17 protein-coding genes and 1 pseudogene are annotated in these 18775 nt (G+C 61.5%); 14 read left to right on the plus strand and 4 right to left on the minus strand.

Annotated features, from left to right (window positions below):
* Positions 1-326: 326 nt before the first annotated feature.
* The 10 genes from ABH944_RS34000 (at position 327) to hutG (ending at position 11220) form a co-directional block, all read left to right on the plus strand.
* On the plus strand, positions 327-1181 hold the full coding sequence (locus tag ABH944_RS34000) for a transporter substrate-binding domain-containing protein (protein WP_404611872.1): 855 nt from the start codon (positions 327-329) through the stop codon (positions 1179-1181).
* Between the two features lie 83 nt (positions 1182-1264).
* Positions 1265-1987, plus strand: a complete 723-nt coding sequence (locus ABH944_RS34005) for an ABC transporter permease (protein ID WP_062081058.1) — start codon at positions 1265-1267, stop codon at positions 1985-1987.
* Positions 1988-2020: 33 nt separating this feature from the next.
* Complete coding sequence (locus ABH944_RS34010) at positions 2021-2791, plus strand: ABC transporter permease (RefSeq protein WP_404611874.1); 771 nt, start codon at positions 2021-2023, stop codon at positions 2789-2791.
* Positions 2792-2810: 19 nt separating this feature from the next.
* The gene (locus ABH944_RS34015) at positions 2811-3602 is read left to right on the plus strand and encodes an ABC transporter ATP-binding protein (protein ID WP_404611876.1); all 792 of its coding nucleotides are present in this window, start codon (positions 2811-2813) and stop codon (positions 3600-3602) included.
* Between the two features lie 132 nt (positions 3603-3734).
* Positions 3735-5225, plus strand: a complete 1491-nt coding sequence (locus tag ABH944_RS34020; RefSeq protein ID WP_404611911.1) for an HAL/PAL/TAL family ammonia-lyase — start codon at positions 3735-3737, stop codon at positions 5223-5225.
* A 280-nt stretch (positions 5226-5505) separates the two neighbouring features.
* Positions 5506-7188, plus strand: coding sequence for a urocanate hydratase (hutU, locus tag ABH944_RS34025; RefSeq protein ID WP_404611878.1), 1683 nt, complete (start codon positions 5506-5508; stop codon positions 7186-7188).
* Between the two features lie 2 nt (positions 7189-7190).
* Positions 7191-7772 carry a HutD/Ves family protein gene (locus ABH944_RS34030; RefSeq protein WP_404611880.1) on the plus strand — a complete coding sequence of 194 codons (582 nt, stop codon included), beginning with the start codon at positions 7191-7193 and terminating at the stop codon, positions 7770-7772.
* 1 nt (position 7773) lies between these two features.
* Entirely contained in the window at positions 7774-9009 is a 1236-nt protein-coding gene (hutI, locus tag ABH944_RS34035) for an imidazolonepropionase (RefSeq protein WP_404611882.1), read from the plus strand.
* A 12-nt stretch (positions 9010-9021) separates the two neighbouring features.
* Positions 9022-10407 carry a formimidoylglutamate deiminase gene (locus tag ABH944_RS34040; RefSeq protein ID WP_404611884.1) on the plus strand — a complete coding sequence of 462 codons (1386 nt, stop codon included), beginning with the start codon at positions 9022-9024 and terminating at the stop codon, positions 10405-10407.
* A gap of 12 nt (positions 10408-10419) precedes the next feature.
* A complete protein-coding gene (hutG, locus tag ABH944_RS34045) occupies positions 10420-11220 on the plus strand; it encodes an N-formylglutamate deformylase (protein ID WP_404611887.1) in 801 nt (266 codons plus the stop codon).
* Between the two features lie 229 nt (positions 11221-11449).
* Here hutG and nadB read toward each other — a convergent pair whose 3' ends face one another.
* From nadB to radC, 4 genes and pseudogenes are all read right to left on the minus strand, one after another.
* A complete protein-coding gene (gene nadB, locus ABH944_RS34050; protein ID WP_404611889.1) occupies positions 11450-13048 on the minus strand; it encodes an L-aspartate oxidase in 1599 nt (532 codons plus the stop codon).
* 254 nt (positions 13049-13302) lie between these two features.
* Positions 13303-13470 carry a 50S ribosomal protein L33 gene (gene rpmG / locus ABH944_RS34055; protein WP_006478046.1) on the minus strand — a complete coding sequence of 56 codons (168 nt, stop codon included), beginning with the start codon at positions 13468-13470 and terminating at the stop codon, positions 13303-13305.
* An 11-nt stretch (positions 13471-13481) separates the two neighbouring features.
* Entirely contained in the window at positions 13482-13715 is a 234-nt protein-coding gene (rpmB, locus tag ABH944_RS34060) for a 50S ribosomal protein L28 (protein WP_031359861.1), read from the minus strand.
* A 327-nt stretch (positions 13716-14042) separates the two neighbouring features.
* Positions 14043-14722 (minus strand): annotated as a pseudogene (radC, locus tag ABH944_RS34065) (RadC family protein).
* Between the two features lie 410 nt (positions 14723-15132).
* Here radC and ABH944_RS34070 point away from each other — a divergent pair.
* From ABH944_RS34070 to ABH944_RS34085, 4 genes are all read left to right on the plus strand, one after another.
* A complete protein-coding gene (locus ABH944_RS34070; protein WP_404611892.1) occupies positions 15133-15588 on the plus strand; it encodes an FKBP-type peptidyl-prolyl cis-trans isomerase in 456 nt (151 codons plus the stop codon).
* Positions 15589-15590: 2 nt separating this feature from the next.
* The gene (gene ispH, locus ABH944_RS34075) at positions 15591-16550 is read left to right on the plus strand and encodes a 4-hydroxy-3-methylbut-2-enyl diphosphate reductase (protein WP_062081039.1); all 960 of its coding nucleotides are present in this window, start codon (positions 15591-15593) and stop codon (positions 16548-16550) included.
* Positions 16551-17017: 467 nt separating this feature from the next.
* Positions 17018-18301 (plus strand): branched-chain amino acid ABC transporter substrate-binding protein, encoded by a 1284-nt coding sequence (locus ABH944_RS34080; RefSeq protein ID WP_404611895.1) that lies wholly within the window; start codon positions 17018-17020, stop codon positions 18299-18301.
* A 184-nt stretch (positions 18302-18485) separates the two neighbouring features.
* On the plus strand, positions 18486-18775 hold a 290-nt coding region (locus ABH944_RS34085), incomplete at its 3' end, for an ABC transporter permease subunit (RefSeq protein ID WP_472975140.1).

Raw genomic sequence — 18775 nt, forward strand, 5'->3', positions numbered from 1 at the left:
TGCCTGAAAGCAGTATTCAACCCGTTGCCCGGAGCACCGCTGACCGAGCAGCGGCACTCGGTACTTTCTGCTCGTCGTGTCTAGACAACTTAAATAAAAATTAAAAAAAGTCGAACGAGCGCTCACCAAGTTCCCCGCATCATTCGTAGTAAAGCCCCCGTAAGCCTTGCCCACAAAGAAAGTCGGTATTTTCCCTAGCTTCTCCCGTTAGGCGCAAAAAAACGTTGCCAGTCATTTTTGTTAACCTCATTCTTGTATATACAAGTTGGCGTTCGCCGCTTGGTCCAACAACTTCGTGGAAGAGTGGCTTAACAATGACAGGCATAATGAAATTGCTCGCCCGGCTGGCTGCATCGGTAGCCGTCGGTGTAATCGCTCTCGGCGCTGTCAGCGCCCAGGCAAAAGACTGGAAATCCGTCACGATCGCCACTGAAGGCGCGTACGAACCGTGGAACCTGACGCTCCCCGGCGGCAAGCTCGGCGGTTTTGAGCCGGAACTGATCGAGAGCGTCTGCGTCCGCATCAAGATCCAGTGCAACCTGGTCACGCAAGACTGGGACGGCATGATCGCCGGCCTGCAAGCAGGCAAGTTCGACGTGCTGATGGACGCCATTTCGGTCACGCCGGAACGCGAAAAAATCATCGCTTTCTCGACCCCGTACGCAGCCACGCCGGCCGCTTTCGTGTCCGCCGACCAAAGCGCGGCCTCGCTCGCGAAGCAACCCGGCGCAGGCCAGACCGTCAAGCTGACCGGCGACGCGGCGCATGACAAAGCTACTGTCGATGCACTGCGCGTCGCGCTGAAGGGCAAGACCATCGGCATCCAGTCGGGCACGGTCTACACCAAGTTCATCGATACGAACTTCAAGGACGTCGCGACCATCCGCGAATACAAGACCGCGCCGGAGCATGACCTCGATCTGGTCGCCGGCCGCATCGACGTCGCTTTCGACGACAGCACCTATTGGGCTTCGGCATTCACCAAGCCGGAAAACAAGGGCCTTGCGTTCACCGGTCCGAAGATCGCCGGATCGATCTGGGGCCCGGGCGAAGCGCTGGCGTTCCGTCAGTCTGACAAGGACCTGAAGGCGAAATTCGACCAGGGCATCCAGGCGGCACTCGCCGACGGCACGGTCAAGCGCCTCTCGCTGAAGTGGCTGAAGGTAGACGCCACGCCTTGATGCGTAGCTGATTCAACAAGCTCTGGCGAGCGCGTTTCTGTAAGCGGGCGCGCTCGACGATGTGTCACCGTTGGAGATAAAAGATGAGTCTGGTTCAACTACTCGGCTTCGGCGAGCAAGGGTGGGGCGCCACCTTGCTGCTCGCACTGCTCATGACCGTGGTGCTGACGATCGCCGCGCTTGCAGTCGGCGCAGTGTTCGGTGCAATGGTCGCCGCCGCGAAGCTGTCGCGCAGCCGCACGCTGAGAATTATCGGCGATGCCTACACCACGCTCTTTCGCGGCATTCCCGAGCTGCTGATCATCTATCTCTTCTACTTCGGCGGCTCGTCGGTGATGACCGCCGTCGGCCATTTTTTCGGCGCTGACGGATTCATCGGCGTGCCGCCTTTCGTGGTTGGCGCACTCGCCATTGGCCTGATTTCCGGATCGTATCAAGCCGAGGTGTATCGCTCGGCGGTGCTGGCGGTGTCGCGTGGCGAGATCGAGGCGGCGCGGGCTATCGGCATGCCGACGGCAACGTTATGGCGGCGCGTGCTGATTCCGCAAGTCATCCGTTTTGCGTTGCCTGGTATTGGCAACGTGTGGCAATTGAGCCTCAAGGATTCAGCGTTGATCGCAGTGACAGGGCTCGCAGAACTGATGCGTACCAGCCAGGTCGCCGCCGGATCGACGCATCAATATTTCACGTTTTATATGGTCGGCGGTGCGCTGTACCTGATCCTCACGAGCCTGTCGAACCGGGTCTTCGAGCGTGCCGAAGCACGTATCGGCCGATCATTTCGCGGCACGCTCGCGCGGCACTGAGCCACTAAATACGTTCCCCTGGTGAATCCGACCATGAATATCGATTTCGAATTTCTCGGCGATACGTTGTCGAAACTATTAGCCGCCGTTCCCACCACGCTCGGGCTGTTCTTCGCCTCGCTGATCGCGGGCGGTTTGCTTTCTCTTGTGATTGTCGCGATGCGGGTGAGCCCGAACTGGGCGCTCAACCGCTTTGCTCGTGGCTACATCCTGGTGTTTCGCGGCTCGCCGCTGCTGATCCAGATGTTCCTTGTTTATTACGGCCTGGGCCAGTTCCCGGCCGTGCGCGAGAGTTTCCTCTGGCCGCTTCTGCGCGTGCCGTACGTGTGCGCGATCGTTTCGCTTGCGTTGTGCACGGCCGGATATACCGCCGAGATCATTCGCGGCGGCCTGCAGTCGGTACCGCACGGGCAGATTGAAGCGGCGCTTGCGTGCGGCATGTCGCGATGGACGGTGTTGCGCCGGATCATCGCCCCGATCACGCTGCGTTACGCGTTGCCGGCGTACTCGACTGAAGCCGTGCTGCTCGTCAAGTCGACGGCGCTGGCCAGTCTTGTCACGGTGTGGGACGTGACGGGCGTCGCGCAGCAGATCATCCAGCGGACCTACCGCACGATGGAGGTTTTCATCTGCGCGGCCGCTATCTACCTCGTGCTGAATTTCATCATCGTGCGGGCGCTCGGTATGCTCGAAAAGAAGCTCTCGCCGCATCTGCGCGATCGTAACGCCACCGCGCCGAAGAAGCGTCCACAGGCCACGCTCAAAGCGGTGACCGTCCCCGACAGCCAGCACGTCGATTCCTGAATCCAAGGGAGAAAACCTCATGAACACAAGCAGCTCCATTGCGCTGTCCGCGACCAACATCCACAAGTCCTTCGGCGACGCGCACGTGCTCAAGGGCATTTCCCTCGACGCGCACGAAGGCGATGTGATCTCCATTCTCGGCGCGAGCGGGTCCGGCAAAAGCACCTTCCTGCGCTGCATCAACATGCTGGAAACACCCGACGACGGCGAAGTGAAACTCGCGGGCGAAGCGATCGAAATGAAGCGTGGCCGTGATGGACGCCTGCAACCGGGTAACCGCAAGCAAGTTGACCGCATTCGCTCGCAGCTCGGCATGGTGTTCCAGAGTTTCAATCTCTGGTCGCACATGACAGTGATGCAGAACGTGATTGAAGGGCCGTTGCGCGTTCAGAAACGCACGCGTGCGGAGTGCCTTGAAGAAGCGGAGCAGTTGCTGACGAAGGTCGGTCTTTACGAGAAGCGCGATGCCTACCCCGCGCATCTGTCGGGCGGTCAGCAGCAGCGCGTAGCGATTGCCCGCGCGTTGGCCATGCACCCCAAGGTCATGCTCTTCGATGAACCCACGTCCGCACTCGATCCGGAACTGGTCGGCGAAGTATTGCGCGTGATGCGCGCGCTTGCCGAGGAAGGCCGGACCATGCTGGTCGTCACGCATGAGATGGGTTTCGCGCGGCATGTGTCGAATCGCGTGATGTTCCTGCACCAGGGACAGGTCGATGCCGAAGGCGCACCCGACGACCTGTTCAACGGCCGCTGCTCGGAACGTTTCCAGCAGTTCGTGTCGAGTCATCATTCCCGTACTGCTAACTAAATCAACGAGGTTGACGTGCTTGCCAGTTCAGTTTTACCGACGCCATCGATTGATCCGATTCATTCGATTAATCCTGCCGTCATCGGTGCGGACTTGAGTGACTGTTGTGGCGAGGAGCGCTCGCCGGCTGCGGTGTCTTCGGTGTGTCTCGACAAGCCGCTCGACTGGCGTGGGGTCGCGCAGATCGCGAACGGCGCCAGGCTGGTTTTGTCGCCGTCGGCGCGTTCGCGGATCGACCATGCGCGTGCGCTGGTCGAGCAGATCGTCGAACGCAGGATTCGCGCGTATGGGGTGAACACGGGGGTGGGTGCGCTGTGCGACGTGGTCGTGTCTCCGTCGGAGCAGCGCGCGTTGTCGCGCAACATCCTGATGAGTCATTCGGTCGGCGTGGGCGAGCCGCTGCGGCGGGAAGAGACCCGCGCCATCATCGCGGCTGCCGTGAACAACTTCGCGCACGGGCATTCCGGCGTTCGGCTCGAACTGGTGGAACTGCTCGTCACGTTGCTCGACAGCGGGTTGATACCCGAAGTGCCGGCGTTCGGCTCGGTCGGGTACCTAAGCCATATGGCGCACATCGCGCTGGTGCTGATCGGGGAAGGGTTTGTCCGCGACGACACCGGCCGTATGAGCGCCGCCGGCGCGTTGCAGCGTCTCGCGCGCGAACCGCTCGTGCTCGAGGCGAAGGAGGGCCTGAGCGTGGTCAACGGCACGCCTTGCGTGACGGGACTCGCCTCGCTGGCACTGGCGCGCACCGAGCGGTTGCTCGAATGGGCCGACACCATTTCGGCAATGTCCTTCGAGAACCTGCGCGGCCAGGCGGCTGCCTTCGATGCCGACTCGCTTGCGCTGCGGATATCGCCGGGATTGTCGTTGGTGGGCGCACACCTGCGTGCGCTTCTTGCCGACAGTGGCATCATCGCGGCGTCGTTCGGACGCAAGACGCAGGACCCCTTGAGCTTGAGGACCATTCCCCACGTGCACGGCGCGGCGCGCGACGTATTCGCGACGACGGCGGAAGTGGTGAATCGCGAACTCGCTTCGGTCACCGATAACCCTGTCGTCGCCGGTACGCTCGCGTCGCCGAGGGTGTTTTCGCAGGCGCATGCGGTGGGCGCGTCGATCGGCCTGGCGATGGATAGCCTGAGCACCGCGGTGGCCGAGGTCGCCGCGATGGCCGAGCGCCGCATCGACCGGCTGGTGAACCCGCTGGTGAGCGGCTTGCCCGCATTTCTCGCCGATGGCGGCGGCACGTGTTCCGGTTTCATGATCGCGCAGTACACGGCAGCTTCGCTGGTTGCGCACAACCGCCGGCTTGCGATGCCCGCGAGCCTGGACGGGGGGATTACCTCCGGCTTGCAGGAGGACCATCTGTGCCACGCGACGCCGGCCGCGTTGAAGGCGCTGGAAATCATCGCCAATGCCGAGCGGATCCTTGCCATCGAATTGCTGGCTGCCGCTCAGGCCTATGACCTGCAACCCGCCGACCTGTCGCGCGCACCTAAAACCGACGCAATTTACCGGAGCGTCCGGGCGGTGATCTCCCAATACCGCGACGACAGGCCGTTGGCAGGCGATATTGCCGCAGCCTGGGCGTTCGTCCACGAGGCAAACCCCGGGTTTTAGTCCACCGGGTCTTGTATAGACAGATAGAACCACCTCAATGGCCGTCGATTCCGCAGTTTTGACGCGGGGTCGACGCCTGCCGCCCGGTTTATACCGGGCCTTCCCAAGCGTTCAAGTAAACCCCTACCCGAATCGATCTGCACACCGCTTGCGCTCCGATTTGTTTTGATTCAGACTTGTATATACAACTCGCCGACCAAGCTCCATCGCTGGCTGAAACGCCCCGAGGAATTGGCTGCAAGATACCGAATGTTCACCATCCCGTCCGAGGAGTGCTTTGATGAAAAACCACAACCCGCGTCCCCTGCGCGCACCGCGCGGCACCGAGCTTACGTGCAAGAGCTGGCTCACCGAAGCGCCGTATCGGATGCTGCTGAACAACCTCGATCCGGAGGTTGCCGAGAACCCCGACAAGCTGGTGGTCTATGGCGGTATAGGCCGCGCTGCCCGCAACTGGGAATGTCTCGACAAAATCCTCGAAACGCTGCAACGCCTGGAAAGCGACGAATCGCTGCTGGTTCAGTCCGGCAAGCCGGTCGGCGTGTTCAAGACGCATGCTGACGCGCCGCGCGTGTTGATCGCGAACTCCAACCTCGTGCCGAAATGGGCCACGTGGGAACACTTCAACGAACTCGACCGCAAGGGGCTGTTCATGTACGGCCAGATGACGGCCGGGAGCTGGATCTACATCGGCAGCCAGGGAATCGTGCAGGGCACGTACGAAACCTTCGTCGAAGCCGCGCGGCAGCACTTTAACGGCGACTGGAAGGGCCGCTGGATCCTGACCGCGGGTCTTGGCGGCATGGGCGGCGCGCAGCCGCTGGCGGCGACGCTGGCGGGCGCGGTATCGCTGAACATAGAATGTGACCAGACGCGTATCGACTTCCGTCTGCGTACGCGTTATGTCGACAAACAAGCGAAGGACATTGACCACGCGCTCGAACTGATCAAGCAACACACGGCTGCCGGCGACGCTGTCTCTATCGCGCTGCTGGGCAACGCGGCCGAAGTTTTGCCGGAACTCGTGCGCCGCGCGAAGGCGGGCGGGGTCAAGCCGGACCTGGTCACCGATCAAACCTCGTCGCACGACCTGATCAACGGCTATCTGCCGGCCGGCTGGAGCCTGGAAAAGTGGCGCGCGGCGGCGCAGGATGAGTCCCAGCATGCTGAACTGAAAGCCGCCGCGCAACGCTCGTGCGCCCAGCACGTCCAGGCCATGCTCGATTTCCACGCGATGGGCATTCACGCGGTGGATTACGGCAACAACCTGCGTCAGGTCGCTTTCGACGACGGCGTCAAGAACGCGTTCGATTTCCCCGGCTTCGTTCCGGCGTACATTCGCCCGTTGTTTTGCGAAGGCAAGGGTCCGTTCCGCTGGGTCGCGCTGTCCGGCGATCCGGAAGACATCTACAAGACCGACGCCAAGCTGAAAGAACTGTTCCCGCACAACGCAGGCATGAACCGCTGGCTCGACATGGCGCGCGACCGTATCGCGTTCCAGGGTTTGCCGGCGCGGATCTGCTGGCTGGGCCTGGGCGAGCGTCACGTCGCCGGTCTCGCGTTCAACGAGATGGTGAAGAGCGGTGAGTTGAAAGCGCCGATCGTGATCGGCCGCGATCACCTGGATACGGGTTCCGTCGCCAGCCCGAACCGCGAAACGGAAAGCATGAAGGACGGCACGGACGCCGTGTCGGACTGGCCGCTGCTCAACGCGTTGTTGAACACCGCGGGCGGCGCTACGTGGGTCAGCTTGCATCATGGCGGCGGGGTCGGCATGGGTTACTCGCAACACGCGGGCATGGTGATCGTTGCTGACGGCACCGACGCAGCCCAGAAGCGCCTTGCGCGCGTGCTGGTGAACGACTGCGCGTCGGGCGTGATGCGTCATGGCGACGCCGGTTATGAGCAGGCCATTGAGTGTGCGAAGAACTTCGGCCTCGATCTGCCGTTCATCACGACCTGATCATGGCAGCGGCCTTCAGCATTATTCGCGCGGCCGATTTGAAGGCCGTGCCGTGGAAGAACGGCGGCGGGGCGACGCGCGAGATCGCCGCGTCGCCGCCGGGAGCCGCTTTCGATGCGTTCGACTGGCGCGTGAGCGTGGCGGATGTATCGGAGGCCGGGGCGTTCTCGGTGTTCGAGGGCATTGACCGCGTGCTGACGCTGATCGAGGGCGCGGAGATGGTGCTCATCGATGCAGACGGCCCACGGCATGTTCTCGCGCGCTGGAATTCGCTCGCGTTCGCGGGCGAAAATAAGATCACGGCAGAGTTGCCGCACGGTCCGACGCGCGATTTCAACCTGATGTTGAGGCGGGATCGTGTGTCGGGAAGTGTGACGGTGCGGCGTGATGCTGCCGCGTTGAGCGTGGAGAAGGGCAGTGTTGTGCTGGTCTGCGCGCGGGGCGAATTTGCGGTCGATGGCGAGCGTTTGTCTCAAGGCGATGCACTTGTTTTCGAGGCCGGCGAAGATGCTTCTCTAAACATCGACCCGGTTTCAAAGGGCGCAGTTCTTATCGACGCTCGCATTGTTTCAAAGGACCGCTGACATGACTGACAACAGCGCTCAAATCTGGCGCAACGCGCGTCTTGCAGCGCGCGCCGATCCCGCGGATGTTCTTGAAAACGCGGCGATCGTCGTACGCGATGGGCGTATCGAATGGTTCGGCGCCGAAGCGGACATACCTTCCGCGTTCGCCAAATCGACAAGCCACGATCTTGAAGGCCGGATCGTGACGCCGGGTCTCGTCGATTGCCACACGCACCTGGTCTACGCCGGCAACCGCGCAGAAGAATTCGCGATGCGGCTTGAAGGGGCGAGTTACGAAGACATCGCGAAACGCGGCGGCGGCATTGTCTCGACCGTGCGCAATACACGCGCCGCGAGCGAAGACGAACTGTTCGCGCAATCGTTGCGCCGTCTGGATGCGTTGCTCGCCGAAGGTGTCACCGCGCTGGAAATCAAATCGGGCTACGGGCTGGACCTTGTGACCGAACGCAAGATGCTGCGCGTCGCCCGGCGGCTCGCAGCGGCACGCCCGGTGACCATTGCCACGACATTCCTCGGCGCGCACGCGTTGCCGCCGGAATACGCGGGCCGTGCCGATGACTACATCGCGCATGTCTGCGACGAGATGTTGCCGACGCTCGCGGCTAAAGGTCTGGTCGATGCCGTCGATGTCTTCTGCGAGCGCATTGCGTTTACGCTCGCACAAGCGGAACGCGTGTTCAACGCGGCATCGAAACTGAATCTGCCTGTGAAAATGCACGCGGAGCAGTTGTCGCTGATGGGCGGCGCAGCGCTCGCGGCAAAGCATCACGCGCTATCCGCCGATCACCTCGAATTCCTCGACGAAGCCGGCGCAATCGCGATGCGCGAAGCGGGCACCGTCGCCGTGTTATTGCCGGGCGCGTTCTATTTCATCCGCGAAAAACAGTTGCCGCCGGTCGAGCTGTTGCGTCGCCACGGTGTACCCATCGCGCTTGCCACCGACAGCAATCCGGGGACATCGCCGAGTACGTCGCTGCTGCTGATGCTCAACATGGGCTGCACGTTGTTTCGTTTGTCGGTGGCTGAAGTGCTCGCGGGCGTGACACGTCACGGCGCAAAAGCGCTCGGTCACGCCGATGTCAGCGGCCAGATCAGCGTTGGCGCGAAGGCGGACTTTGTTGCGTGGGATATCGAAACGCTGGCGGAACTCGCGTACTGGACCGGCCTCGAGCGCTGCGCGCTGGTTGTGCGCCACGGCGCCGTGACTGTCGATAAACGGACCAAGCAGAATTAAGCGGAATACCCCATGACACGAAATAGCTTGTTTGCCGGGCACGCGCGTTTGCAAGATGGCTGGTCTCGCGACGTGCTGCTGGAATGGGACGATCACGGCACATTGGTCGCGGTCACGCCGGACAGCGCGCAACCGGCGGGCGTGAATAAAGCCAAAGGGCCGGTGCTCGCCGGCATGCCGAATCTTCACTCGCACGCGTTCCAGCGCGCGATGGCGGGGCTCACTGAATATCGCGCGAATCCGACGGACAGCTTCTGGAGTTGGCGCGACCTGATGTACCGGTTTGCCGCGCGTATTTCGCCGGACAGTATTGGCGATATCGCGCGCTGGCTTTATATCGAAATGTTGAAGGCGGGCTACACGTCGGTCTGCGAATTCCACTACGTGCATCACGCGCCGGATGGCGAGCCGTACGCGAATCTTTCCGAAATGGCCGCTCGCGTGGTCGACGCAGCGGCACAAACCGGCATCGGAATGACGATGTTGCCCGTGCTTTATCAATACGGCGGTTTCGGCGAACGCGAGCCTGCAGCGGGTCAGGCGCGTTTTGTCCACACGCCGGAAAGCCTGCTCGATGCGCTCGTTGCATTGCGCGCGGTGCAGCCCGAAAACGGCAACCTGCGGTACGGCGTTGCGCCTCACTCGCTGCGGGCTGTATCGAAGGAATCGCTGGGCCGTTTGCTCAACGGACTCGACAGCGCGTTTCCGGGCGCGCCGGTGCATATCCACATAGCCGAGCAGACGGCTGAAGTCGACGCCTGTCTGGAGACGCTGAACGCGCGGCCCGTGCGCTGGCTGCTCGATAATTTCGACGTGAACGAACGCTGGTGCCTTGTGCACGCCACGCATGTGGACGACAACGAAGTCCGCGCAATGGCCGCAAGTCGCGCCGTCGCGGGCCTGTGCCTGACAACCGAAGCCAATCTCGGCGATGGCATTTTCCCCGCACATGCGTACCTGAACGATGGCGGACGGTTTGGACTCGGGTCGGATAGCCACATTGCCGTCGACTGGCGCTCAGAGTTGCGCTTGCTGGAATACGGACAACGGCTGACACGCCGCGAACGCAACGTGCTGGCATCGAATGAACAGGCGCACGTGGCGGACCGTCTCTTCGATGCCGCCGTGCAAGGCGGCGCCGGCGCCACTGGCCGCGCGGTCGGCGTGCTGGAAGCGGGACGCCAGGCGGATTTCATCGTGCTCGATCCCGATCATCCGGCTATTGCCGGGCATGCGCCGGACGCTTGGTTATCGGGCGTGGTGTTCTGCGAACATGGTGAAACGCCGGTGCTCGATGTGAGCGTCGGCGGGAACATCGTGGTGGAAGCGCGCCGGCATCGCGATGAAGACGCGTCGTTCGGGCGGTATCGAAATACGCTGGCCGGATTGCTTAAATAAAGGACGTAACCTGTGACCGATCAAGTCTTCACGTTGAAGCGTGGCACTGCGCCGCTGCTGATTTCGATTCCCCATGCCGGCACGCAGATTCCCGTCGACATAGCCGCCTCCATGATGCCGATCGCCCGTGAAGTCGACGACACCGACTGGCATCTCGAACGTCTCTACGCGTTCGCGGTGGAGATGGGTGCGTCGATCCTCGTACCCGCGAACTCGCGTTATGTGATCGATCTGAACCGTCCGCCCGACGGCGCGAATCTCTATCCGGGACGCGATACGACCGGCCTGTGTCCCGTCGATACCTTCAACAGCGAGGCGCTGTATTCCGCTGGCGCTGCGCCTTCGGAGGGAGAGATCGCCAACCGTCGCGAGAAATATTGGCGGCCTTATCACGATGCGCTGACCGAAGAGCTGGCGCGTTTGAAGGTCATGCACGGCAAAGCGCTGCTGTGGGAAGCGCATTCCATTCGTTCACACGTGCCGCGTTTCTTCGATGGCAAGCTTTCCGACTTCAACTTCGGCACGGCGGGCGGGGAAAGTGCGGTTGCGGGTCTCGCGGAAAAACTCGAAGCAATGGTGCTCAGGCAGGGCGCTTACACGGCTGTCGCGAACGGCCGCTTCAAGGGCGGTTACATCACGCGACACTACGGGGCGCCGCAGGACGGCATTCACGCAGTGCAACTGGAGTTGTCGCAGGTCACGTATATGGAGGAGACGCGGCCGTATGCATACGACGAAGCCCGCGCCGGAGAGGTCGCGCCGTTGATGCGGGAACTGGTGCAGTGCGCGCTTGATGCGGTGCGTGCGGCGTGAGCGGACGTTGTCGGAAGGTCAGGACGATATAACCCCGCTTTCATACGATTCTTCGATGCCGGTCTCTCGCTCGAAGCCGGGCAGGATGCACAGCGAAGCAGAAACGAAAAGCCATTCCCGCTTGCGCCGGAATGGCTTTTCGCTTTAACCACGCGCTGTTGCCGCAAGCGACTTTTCCGGCGCGCCTTCGACTAGTCGTCGCGGCGGAGCATTCGGCGGTTTTCTCCGCTCAAATCCCGCGCCGTCTCACCGCTGGCGGTGTCAATACAGTAGGCAGCGCTTTCGGCAACGTCTCCGGCCAGTCGCGGCTGAAGTGCAGACCGCGGCTCTCGCGCCGCGAGCACGCGCTTTCAACGATCATCGACGCGACATCAACAAGGTTGCGCAACTCAAGCAGGTCGCGGTTCACCCTGAAATTTGCGTAGTACTCATGGATCTCGTCACGAAGCAGCGCTATGCGGTGCTGGGCGCGTGCAAGCCGTTTATCGGTACGCACAATGCCCACGTAATTCCACATCAGCCGCCGCAACTCGTCCCAGTTGTGCGCGACCACGACTTCCTCGTCCGGATCGGAGACGCGGCTTTCATCCCAGGCGGGCAACGGCGCGTGGCCGCTCGCTGCGAAGCCATCCTCTTCCATGGATTGCGCCGCCGCGCGCCCGACCACCAGGCATTCCAGCAGCGAGTTGCTGGCCAGCCGGTTCGCACCGTGCAGTCCGGTGCATGAGGTTTCACCCACGGCATAAAGGCCCGCGCGATCCGTGCGGCCGGCCAGGTCGGTCACCACGCCGCCGCACGTGTAATGCGCAGCCGGCACCACGGGGATGGGTTGCTTCGCGATATCAATACCGAACTCACTGCAGCGCGCGAGGATAGTAGGGAAGTGCTCCTGAAGAAACGCTTCCGGTTGATGGCTGATGTCGAGATACACACAGTCAATACCGCGTTTCTTGATCTCGAAGTCGATTGCCCGGGCGACGATATCGCGGGGCGCAAGTTCGGCGCGTTCGTCGTGGGCGGGCATGAAACGCGTGCCGTCGGGCAGGCGCAGGATGCCGCCTTCGCCCCGTACGGCTTCGGAGATCAGGAATGACTTCGCGTACGGATGGAACAGGCAAGTCGGATGGAACTGGATGAACTCCATGTTCGACACGCGGCAGCCGGCGCGCCATGCCATTGCGATGCCGTCGCCGGTCGCCGTATCAGGATTGGTGGTGTACAGGTACACCTTGCCGGCGCCGCCGGTCGCAAGCACGGTATGCGGCGCTTCAATGGTAACGGTCCGCCCGCTTGCCAGATCGAGCGCATAGAGCCCGTGACAGCGATGCCCGGGCAACCCGAGCCGCTCGGACGTAATCAGGTCGATGGCGTAATGATCTTCGAGGACCGTGATGTTCGGATGATTGCGCACGCGCTCGTTGAGCGTGGTGACCACGGCGTGACCCGTTGCATCGGCGGCATGAATGATCCGCCGATGGCTATGACCCCCTTCACGCGTCAGATGAAAACCGAGATCGGCGGACAGATCCCTGGTGAACGGCACGCCTTCGCCGATCAGCCATTCGATCGCTGCACGCCCGTTTTCCACGATGAACCGCGTAGCCGCTTCGTCGCACAAACCGCCGCCGGCAATCAACGTGTCGCGAACATGGTTGTCGATACTGTCGGCCGAGTCGAGCACGGCCGCAATACCGCCCTGGGCCCAATCGCTGGCGCCTTCGCTTACGCTGCGCTTAGCGAGAATGACAACGCGCCGGGTGTCCGCCAGATTCAGCGCCACGCTCAGGCCTGCCAGGCCGCTGCCGATGATTGCCACGTCGAAATTCATCCCGCCATGTCTCCGTTGATTGTTGTCCGCCGCGACTTTCGGGACTCACGCCGGTAGCATGGGGAAAGCCTGGGCGGTAAGGATAACGCGCGGCACGTCATGCGGCCACTTCGCCGTTCGGCCAGCAGGGCGAACAGGGCGCGCGCAAGCGCGGGTGGACGGGCCAAAACCGTAGCGCGCAAACGGTGACGCCAAAGCAAAAAGCCTCGCATGAGCGAGGCTTTTCGTGATGCTGGAGCGAAAGAAACCGGATCTTATTTGATCTTGGTTTCTTTGTATTCAACGTGCTTGCGGACAACGGGATCAAACTTCTTGATCGCCATCTTTTCCGGCATGTTGCGCTTGTTCTTCGTGGTCGTGTAGAAGTGACCCGTTCCTGCGGTCGATTCCAGCTTGATCTTGTCGCGTGCGCCCTTGGCCATGTTCGTGCTCCTTAGACTTCGCCACGTGCGCGCAGATCTGCGAGCACGGAGTCGATGCCGTTTTTGTCGATCAGGCGAAGGCCGGCGTTCGAGAGACGCAGACGAACCCAGCGGTTTTCGCTTTCAACGAAGAAGCGGCGATTTTGCAGATTGGGCAGGAAACGACGCTTGGTGCGGTTGTTCGCATGGGAAACGTTGTTGCCGCTCATCGGCCCCTTCCCGGTTACTTGGCATACACGTGCCATGAGAGCACTCCTAATACGCTTTAATTCTGAGTTCGAACGCCAGATACATTTGGGACCGCTTCGGGCTACCGAGAGGTTTGCCCGAAATGATGACCGCGTACGCTCGGAACAGGTTGGTTGAAAGAAGCAAACCGAGATTCTAACCGCAAAAAACCAGCAAAATCAACTCTTTTTGGTGCCGGACGAGGTATCCGGCTGTCCGGTCCGGTGCAGGTTTCATGCGGTTTTTGGCTTGCAAAGGCCCATTAGGCCCGGTTTTTCCGCCTTTTGCCGCCGGCGGGCTATTAAATCAGTGAAATCAGCGTTGAGCTGTCACCCGGCTTCAAGTCATGCCGGCATCCATCCCTGTCGCGAAAAAGAGAAAACCTCGTTCGAGGTCACGACCAGGTGATCCAGCAGCCGGACGTCGATCAGCGCAAGCGAATCCTGCAGCACACGCGTCAACCGGCGGTCGTTTGCGCTCGGCTCCACGCCGCCGGAGGGGTGATTATGCGCGACGATCAGGCTGGCCGCATTTAAAGTGAGTGCGCGCCGTACGATTTCACGCGGATACACGGCAACACGCGAGATCGATCCCTTCGCCGATTCGTCCACGGTGATCAGGCAATGTTTGATGTCCAGAAAAAGGGTGACGAACACTTCGTTGGGCCGTGTGCCGATCAGCCACTTCAAATAGTCTTCCACCGCTTGCGGGGCATCCAGCAACGGCCGGTCGCGGGTTTTCTCCGCGAGCGAACGCTGGCACAGCTCCGAGACAGCCAGCAGCAGCGCCGCCTTCGCCGGCCCGATCCGCCGAACCCGCGTAATTCCGCCGCAGTCGCGCCCAGTGCGCCTCTGATTGATTCGAACCGGACGAGGAGGTCGCGCGCGACGTCGACGGAAGTCATGCCCGGGCGGCCCGTATTCAGGAACAGTGCGAGCAACTCGGCGTCGGATAACGTCTGCGCACCCAGTTTCAACAGGCGTTCGCGCGGACGATCACGCGCGGGCCAGTCGAGGACGCGCATGACGCCAGGCGCGATCCGTGCGGGAGGGTCCGCTGCCAGCAGGGCTCGGGCGGGATGCGGTACGTTGTTTTGCACCAGTTCGAGCCGGGCGTTCATGTCACGCTCCCGTCGGGGAACACTGGAAGTGATGTTGGAAGCAGCGACTGTCCCGCCCGGGCGTTATCACGCCGGGGCATTGCCCGGACCGAGGCGGGGCGGTCGCACTGTGGCTTACAATGGAGGTTTGGCACCATCCGGAGCGAGCGCCCGGCGGTTTGCCCCGCGGAGGCTTCAGCTCCGGCGGCGCGATGCCCCCGGGGGCGGCCCAAGCTTTCGCCATGACTGCGTCCGGTCTGGACGCCCGGCCTTTTATCGGACGGCGGGACCGGCTGAGAAGGTAATTACGGCTTTTACTGCTACCACGATCAAACATGAGCATCATTGATATTTCCGAGGTGAAACCCGGTTCGCACGTCACGCTTCATTACCGGCTTGCGCTTGAGGATGGATCGGACATTGTCAGCACGTTCGCCGACAAGCCCGCTACGCTGTTGTTGGGCGCCGGTCATCTTGCGCCGCCGCTGGAAGACATTCTCCTGGGTCTGAAGGTGGGTCACCACTCGACCTTTCGGCTGATGCCCGGTCAGGCGTTCGGTCCGCGCAATCCGGAAATGCTGCAATGGGTGTCGCTGGCCACGTTGCGCGAGAACGCGATGATCGGCGAGAATTTTTCTCCGGGTGACCTCGTCGAATTCAACGCGCCGGGCGGTGGCCGTTACGCAGGCGTGCTCAAGGAGGTCGGCGAGACCTCCGCGCTGTTCGATTTCAACCATCCGCTTGCCGGCCAGGCGCTGGCGTTCGAAGTGAAAATCATCGGAATTCTGTAGCCATGAGCTCCACTGACACCCTTCTCGATGTCGAAATTCTTCTCGCTCAGCCGCGGGGTTTTTGCGCAGGCGTCGATCGCGCAATCGAAATAGTGGAGCGGGCCATCGCGCTGTTCGGCGCGCCTATCTACGTGCGCCACGAGATCGTGCACAACGCGTACGTGGTCGAGGACCTGCGCAAGAAAGGCGCCGTGTTCATCGAAGACCTGGCGGATGCGCCTGAAGGCAGTACGCTGATTTTCAGCGCGCATGGCGTGTCGAAAGCGGTGCGCTCGGAAGCGGAAACCCGCGGCTTGCGCGTATTCGACGCAACCTGCCCGCTCGTGACCAAAGTGCATATGGAAGTCGCGAAGATGCGCCAGGAAGGCTTCGACATCGTGATGATCGGCCACAAGGGTCATCCGGAAGTCGAGGGCACGATGGGGCAGAGCGGCGAGGGCATGCATCTGGTGGAGGACATCGAGGACGTGGAAGCTCTCGCGCTTGCCGATCCCGACCGGATTGCCTACGTGACGCAAACCACGCTGTCAGTGGACGACGCCTCCGCGATCATCGGCGCGCTGAAGTCGAAATACCCGTCGGTGAAAGAGCCGAAGAAACAGGATATTTGCTACGCCACGCAGAATCGTCAGGACGCCGTGAAGTTTCTCGCGCCTCAATGCGATGTGGTGATCGTGGTGGGGAGTCCGAACAGCTCGAATTCAAGCCGGCTGCGCGAAGTCGCTGAAAAGCGTGGCATCCCCGCTTATATGGTGGATTCACCCACGCAAATCGATCCGAAATGGGTGGAAGGGAAAAAGCGCATCGGCGTGACCGCGGGCGCGTCGGCGCCGGAAGTGCTGGCGCAGGCGGTGATCGCGCGGTTGCGGGAGCTTGGCGTGCGCAACGTGCGTCCGCTCGAAGGGATCGAGGAAAAAGTGTCGTTTCCGCTGCCACGTGGTTTGACGCTGCCGTCGGAATGAAACACTGTCCGCGAAGCGTCCTCGCGTGTTGAATTAGAGGCGACAGTCGAATGCGTATTGCAAGGCCGTTCCAACTCACGTTGGCACGGCCTTTTGTTTTGCCGGCCATGAAAAGAGGTCGCGCCTGCTGTCTCGCCTCTACGGCGCTACGAGAACCTCCGGATTGACCCGCTGATTTTGCACTCGCACCATGAAGGTGCGCTTATAAGAATCCACAGCGGCGCAGAAGTCGATGCATGCATCGGTGTTTACCCACAACGCCAATCAATGGTGCAACTTGCGCACCGTGACGGGGCGCAACCGGGTTGCTCCTGTGCCTTCACCAGAGGCCAAACAGAGGGTTGCAATGGAGGAAAACCCCTGTCGCTGAACAATATTGCACGTCTCAAAAACCGAGTTACAATGCGCGCGTTCCAAGCCGGATGGGCTGGAAACACCAGCTTTTCAAGGCGCCGGAGACTTATTGAATGCGAATGAAGTTTGGCTTTGCCTTGACCATCGCCGCCGCGGTTGCGATGACAACGGCGTGCAGCAAAAAGACTGATAACGAGCCGGCCGCAGGGGCGTCGGCGGTGCCGGAAGCATCGGCGAGTGCAGGGGGGAGTGCGCCGGCAAGTGCGCCCGCCGTGCCGGCATCGGCTGCATCGGTGGCTGCGGCGTCCGAGCCTGTGCAGGCCAGCAGCGCCACGGTTGTCAGGATCGGCCATGTTGCGCCGCTCAGCGGACCGCTGGCGCATCTTGGGCAGGACAATGAAAACGGCGCACGGCTGGCCATCGAGGAAATCAGCGCGCAGGGACTGACTATCGACGGTCACGCGATTCATCTCGAACTGGACACGCAGGATGACGCGGCCGATCCCAAGAAGGGTATTGCAGCGGCGCAGCAACTGGTGGCCGATCACGTGGTGGCGGTCGTCGGACATTTGAATTCGGGCGTGTCGGTTCCGGCATCGAAGATCTATAGCGACGCTGACGTGGCGCAGATCTCGGGGGCGACGACCAACCCGGCGTTCACGCAGCAGGGGTACAAAACGACGTTCCGTGTAGTGCCGACCGACGCGCGCCAGGGGCCGGTGCTTGCGACCTACGCGCTCAAGACGCTGCACGCGCGGAAAATCGTGGTCGTCGATGACGCCACGCTCTACGGCCGGGGTCTCGCGAACGAGTTTGCAAAAGCCGTGGTCGCTGGCGGCGGCCGCATCACGGGGCACGAAGTGACGAGCGAAAAAGCCCGGGACTTCAAGGCAATACTGAACAAAATCAAGCGCGTCCAGCCGGATGCGGTGATGTTCGGCGGCATGGATGTGACCGGCGGACCGTTTGCGAAGCAGGCAGCGGCGATGGGCATCAAGGCAAAGATTCTTGGCGGTGACGGCATGTGTTCCGCCGAGCTGGCCACGCTCGCGGCCAACGCAGCATCGAACGTGGTGTGCTCGGAACTCGGTGTGGACGTGTCGAAGCTGAACAAGGGCGGCGATTTCGCGCAGCACTATGAAGCCCGATTCCATCTGCCTGTCCAGAGCTATGCGCCGTTCACCTATGACGCCGTGTATGTGATTGTCGATGCAATGAAGCGGGCTAACTCGATTGAAGCGCCCAAGGTGCTCGCCGCGATTGCGTCGACGGATTTCAATGGCCTGACAGGGCACATTGCATTCGATGACAAAGGCGATTTGAAAGGCAGCGGTGCAATCACGCTAATCGATTTCAAGGATAACAAGAAGAACGTCATTGACGTCATTACGCCGTAATCCTGTGCTGCAGCGCCGTGCGGCGAGTGCACACCAGGTTGAGCAATCCCTCGATACGTAGTCACTTTCGGACGTTTTAGAGTTTTTTTTCAAGTACGCGCGGTGCGGGTGCGTTTTTTTCTTCCCTTCGGTTTATCGGCCAGCGATAAAGCGTAAATCTAGTCGCACGGCTAAGGAGCCTTCAATGGATATCTTCATCCAGCAGATTATCAACGGGCTGGTGCTTGGCAGCGTGTACGCCATCATCGCGTTGGGTTACACGATGGTGTACGGGATTCTCGGCATCATCAACTTCGCTCACGGAGACGTGCTGATGGTGGGCGCCATGGTCGCGTTGTCGGCCATCGGTGTCTTGCAGAACCACTTCCCGGGCATGCCATTAGCGCTGGTGCTGGTCATCGCGCTGCTGGTCGCCGCAGTCGTCTGCGCGCTGGTCGGCTACACCATCGAACGCGTGGCTTACCGGCCCTTGCG

The sequence above is a fragment of the Caballeronia udeis genome (assembly GCF_044909315.1).
In the GTDB taxonomy this organism is placed as follows: domain Bacteria; phylum Pseudomonadota; class Gammaproteobacteria; order Burkholderiales; family Burkholderiaceae; genus Caballeronia; species Caballeronia udeis_A.

Bases quoted from the DNA above. Each gene is read 5' to 3' on its own strand.
- rpmB (WP_031359861.1), bottom strand. From the start codon at position 13,715: ATGGCACGTGTATGCCAAGTAACCGGGAAGGGGCCGATGAGCGGCAAC.
- hutI (WP_404611882.1), top strand. From the start codon at position 7,774: ATGACTGACAACAGCGCTCAAATCTGGCGCAACGCGCGTCTTGCAGCG.
- ABH944_RS34070 (WP_404611892.1), top strand. From the start codon at position 15,133: ATGAGCATCATTGATATTTCCGAGGTGAAACCCGGTTCGCACGTCACG.
- hutU (WP_404611878.1), top strand. From the start codon at position 5,506: ATGAAAAACCACAACCCGCGTCCCCTGCGCGCACCGCGCGGCACCGAG.
- ABH944_RS34010 (WP_404611874.1), top strand. From the start codon at position 2,021: ATGAATATCGATTTCGAATTTCTCGGCGATACGTTGTCGAAACTATTA.
- ispH (WP_062081039.1), top strand. From the start codon at position 15,591: ATGAGCTCCACTGACACCCTTCTCGATGTCGAAATTCTTCTCGCTCAG.
- ABH944_RS34000 (WP_404611872.1), top strand. From the start codon at position 327: ATGAAATTGCTCGCCCGGCTGGCTGCATCGGTAGCCGTCGGTGTAATC.
- ABH944_RS34030 (WP_404611880.1), top strand. From the start codon at position 7,191: ATGGCAGCGGCCTTCAGCATTATTCGCGCGGCCGATTTGAAGGCCGTG.
- ABH944_RS34005 (WP_062081058.1), top strand. From the start codon at position 1,265: ATGAGTCTGGTTCAACTACTCGGCTTCGGCGAGCAAGGGTGGGGCGCC.
- ABH944_RS34040 (WP_404611884.1), top strand. From the start codon at position 9,022: ATGACACGAAATAGCTTGTTTGCCGGGCACGCGCGTTTGCAAGATGGC.
- rpmG (WP_006478046.1), bottom strand. From the start codon at position 13,470: ATGGCCAAGGGCGCACGCGACAAGATCAAGCTGGAATCGACCGCAGGA.
- ABH944_RS34080 (WP_404611895.1), top strand. From the start codon at position 17,018: ATGCGAATGAAGTTTGGCTTTGCCTTGACCATCGCCGCCGCGGTTGCG.
- ABH944_RS34015 (WP_404611876.1), top strand. From the start codon at position 2,811: ATGAACACAAGCAGCTCCATTGCGCTGTCCGCGACCAACATCCACAAG.
- nadB (WP_404611889.1), bottom strand. From the start codon at position 13,048: ATGAATTTCGACGTGGCAATCATCGGCAGCGGCCTGGCAGGCCTGAGC.